Source organism: Xanthomonas sp. SHU 199 (genome assembly GCF_000364665.1).
Classification (GTDB): Bacteria; Pseudomonadota; Gammaproteobacteria; order Xanthomonadales; family Xanthomonadaceae; genus Xanthomonas_A; species Xanthomonas_A sontii.
Map to the genome: position 1 here is coordinate 1 of NZ_AQOI01000392.1, position 3,267 is coordinate 3,267.

The window sequence follows — 3,267 nt, forward strand, 5'->3', positions numbered from 1 at the left end:
CTGGACGGGCTGCTGGCGCAGCAGGCGCAGATGATCGGCCGTGCCGGTGCGGTGTACAACGAGGCGCCGGACCGGTTGTCGGACGTGGCGGTGTGCCTGGGCGTGGGCTATGGCCTGCAGCCGGTGCTGGGCGTCGGCGCGGAACTGGGTTGGGCCGCTGCGCTGGTGTGCGTGGGCACCGCCTACGTGCGCATGCTCGGCCTGGCCTGCGCGGTGCGCGAACCGTTGCAGGGGCCGATGGCGCGCGTGCAGCGCATGCATTGGCTGTCGCTGGCCGCGTTGGCCGCCGCCGCTGCATTGCTGCTGCAACACGCCACACTGGCCTACATGCTGCTTGCCGTGGCGCTGGCGCTGCTGATCGCCGCCGCCGCCCTGACCATCGTGATTCGCGTGCGCGCCATCGTGCGCGAACTGGAGTGGAAATGATCGCCCGTCTGATCGCCCGCGGCTGCAGTGCCGCGATCCGTCTGCTCACCGGCGCACGTGCGCTGTGGCGCGGCTGCATGCCGTCCAGCGAGCGCCGCGTGTACTACGGCAACCACGCCAGCCACGGCGATTTCGTGCTGATCTGGTCGTCGTTGCCGGCAGCGCTGCGACGCGAGGTGCGGCCGGTGGCGGCGGCCGACTATTGGCAGCGCGATGCGCTGCGCCGCTACCTGATCCACGCGGTGTTCAATGGCGTGCTGATCGAGCGCGATCCGCAGCAGCGCCAGCGCGATCCGATCGCCTGCCTGTGCGAGGCGGTCGACGGCGGCGGCTCGCTGATCCTGTTTCCGGAAGGCACGCGCAATACCGAGGAGGGGCTGCTGCCGTTCAAGAGCGGTCTCTATCACCTGGCGCGGCAGCGTCCGGAACTGGAGTTCGTGCCGGTGTGGATCGACAACCTCAAGCGGGTGATGCCCAAGGGCAAGTGGCTGCCGTTGCCGTTGCTGTGCACCACCACCTTCGGCGAACCGCTGCGGCTGGGCGCCGGCGAGGACAAGCAGGCCTTCCTCGATCGCGCGCGCGCGGCCTTGTTGGCGTTGGCGCCGGAGCAGGCGGAGGCCGCCCGATGAATCCGATCGCGCTGAGCGAACACCTGCAGCAATCCTCGCTGCGGCAACAGACGGTATGGCTGTTCCTGGGCATCGCCACGGTGCTGGTGGTGGCCACGCTGATCGCCGAGACCCTGCGCTGGCGGGCGCGCGAACGGCCCAGTGCGGTGCTGGACAACCTGGTGGCGCGGATCCGCGCCTGGTGGGTGATGGCGACGGTGGTGGCGCTGGCGTTCGCCTTCGGGCGGCTCGGCGTGATCGTGCTGTTCGCGCTGGTGTCGCTGTTCGCGCTGCGCGAGTTCATCACCCTCACTCCCACCCGGCGCGGCGACTACTACGCGCTGCTGGCCGCGTTCTACGTGGTGCTGCCGTGGCAGTACTGGCTGGTGTGGAGCGACTGGTACGGCCTGTACACGCTGCTGATCCCGGTCTACGCGTTCCTGGTGCTGCCGATCCTGTCCACCATCGGCGGCGACACCACGCGCTACCTGGAGCGCACCGCCAAGGTGCAGTGGGGGCTGATGATCAGCGTGTTCTGCATCTCGCACGTGCCGGCGCTGCTCAACTTGCGCATTCCCGGCTACGAGGACCGCAACCTGCTGCTGTTCGCGTTCCTGGTGATCGTGGTGCAGTCCTCGGACGTGCTGCAGTACGTGTGGGGCAAGCTGCTGGGCCGGCACCTGATCGCGCCCAAGCTGTCGCCGTCCAAGACCGTGGAAGGTTTCGTCGGCGGCATCCTCTCGGCCAGCCTGCTCGGCGCGGCGCTGTGGTGGATCACCCCGTTCTCGCCGCTGCAGGCGTTCGCGCTGGCGCTGGTCGCCAACCTGATGGGCTTCTTCGGCGGCCTGGTGATGTCGGCGATCAAGCGCGACCGCGGCATCAAGGACTGGGGCCACATGATCGAAGGCCACGGTGGCGTGCTCGATCGATTGGACTCGGTGTGTTTTGCGGCGCCGGTGTTCTTCCACCTGATCCGCTATGGGTGGGTGTGAGGGCGGGGAGTGGGGATGGTGGGATGACCAGCCTGCGGCTGTTGAAAGCGGGGATTCGCTGGGGTGGCGCGCGCTGTGCGTGTGCATCTATGCGGGCGTAGGAGTGGTTTCAGCCGCGATGCTTTACCGAGAGCGCATAGCGGCTGATCGCGCAGGAGGACAGCATGGCTTCCGCACCCGCATCTTCGGACGATGTCGCGTCGGGGCTGAAGCCCCTCCCACAATGGCGAGGCGACGCGTTCGGCGTTCGGTGTTCTCTTCGCCGCGATAATGCGCTTGGTCGCCTGGTGAATTTCAGGCGTCGCGGCTGAAGCCGCACCTATGAGGGCGATGTGCAGGCGCTACACGCTGGGTCGCGATGTGTGTCGGATTGCTTGACAGTCAAGTCATGCAGGGCAGCACGCTGGATTCCCGATTCCCGATTCCCGATTCCCGATTCCCGATTCCCAGCCTCTCTCAGGCCAGGCCGTATTCCTTGAGCTTCTTGCGCAGGGTGGCGCGGTGGATGCCCAGCAGCGCGGCGGCGCGGCTCTGGTTGCCTTCGCAATGGTTGAGCACTTCCACGAACAACGGGATCTCCATCTCGCGCAGCACGATCTCGTACACGTCGTCGGCGTCGCAGCCGTCGAGGTCGCGCAGGTAGCGGCGGACCGATTGCGCCACGTGTTCGCGCAGCGGCGGCTTCGGCGCGCCGCGACTGGAGTCAGGACGAGTGGTGGCGGCGTTCAAGTTCGACGGATCCCCGGATGACAGCGGCGCCGGACGGCAGGAGGGCCGGCGCGGGGGGACGAGTCTAGCGCGTGGCCTGCGCCGCTGCCATGGCGCAGTGCCCGAACGCAGCGTTCTCAGTGGAAATCGAAACTGAATGCCGCCGTCTCGGCGGCCGGTTCGCGCACCTGGAACGCGATCTGTGCGCTCTGTCCCGGCGCCAGTGTGGCGCTGTCCGGCCGTGCGCGCCCCAGGTACTCCTGCGGGCGCAGCACGCGGCTGCCGATGGTGCGGCCGTCGGCGTCGGCCAGCGACAGTTGCAGCAGCGGCCAGGCCTGCGCCCAGCGCGCGTCGTTGCGGAAGGTCGCCTGCACCTGCAAGGTGCCGGCATGGCCGGGCAGCGGCCGCACCTCGCGGCTGAGCATGGTGAAGGCGGCCGGCTCGCGCCAGGCCGGCACGCTGCAGCGCAGGACCTGGCAGACCCCGGCCACCCACGGCCGCCAGCGCGGGTCGGCGCCCAGGCGCTGGCGATA

The 3,267-nt window shown here is 68.8% G+C and carries 4 protein-coding genes and 1 pseudogene; 3 read left to right on the plus strand and 2 right to left on the minus strand.

The features are described 5' to 3' along the window. From D183_RS0113085 to D183_RS0113095, 3 genes and pseudogenes are all read left to right on the plus strand, one after another. A pseudogene (locus tag D183_RS0113085) lies at window positions 1-426 on the plus strand (CDP-alcohol phosphatidyltransferase family protein); the annotation flags it as partial. Next, complete coding sequence (locus tag D183_RS0113090; protein WP_017909397.1) at window positions 423-1,055, plus strand: lysophospholipid acyltransferase family protein; 633 nt, start codon at window positions 423-425, stop codon at window positions 1,053-1,055. The pseudogene D183_RS0113085 and the gene D183_RS0113090, both read left to right, overlap by 4 nt. Next, window positions 1,052-2,026, plus strand: a complete 975-nt coding sequence (locus D183_RS0113095; RefSeq protein ID WP_017909398.1) for a phosphatidate cytidylyltransferase — start codon at window positions 1,052-1,054, stop codon at window positions 2,024-2,026. The genes D183_RS0113090 and D183_RS0113095 overlap by 4 nt, the downstream gene beginning before the upstream one ends. A gap of 456 nt (window positions 2,027-2,482) precedes the next feature. On the opposite strand, the gene fis is transcribed toward D183_RS0113095, so the two are convergent. Together fis and D183_RS0113105 are read right to left on the minus strand one after the other, a co-directional pair. Next, on the minus strand, window positions 2,483-2,755 hold the full coding sequence (gene fis / locus D183_RS0113100; protein ID WP_010343856.1) for a DNA-binding transcriptional regulator Fis: 273 nt from the start codon (window positions 2,753-2,755) through the stop codon (window positions 2,483-2,485). A gap of 116 nt (window positions 2,756-2,871) precedes the next feature. Beyond that, window positions 2,872-3,267 (minus strand): DUF3426 domain-containing protein (locus D183_RS0113105; protein WP_017909399.1); only part of this gene is annotated, 396 nt, incomplete at its 5' end.

Bases quoted from the DNA above. Each gene is read 5' to 3' on its own strand.
- D183_RS0113095 (WP_017909398.1), top strand. From the start codon at position 1,052: ATGAATCCGATCGCGCTGAGCGAACACCTGCAGCAATCCTCGCTGCGG.
- D183_RS0113090 (WP_017909397.1), top strand. From the start codon at position 423: ATGATCGCCCGTCTGATCGCCCGCGGCTGCAGTGCCGCGATCCGTCTG.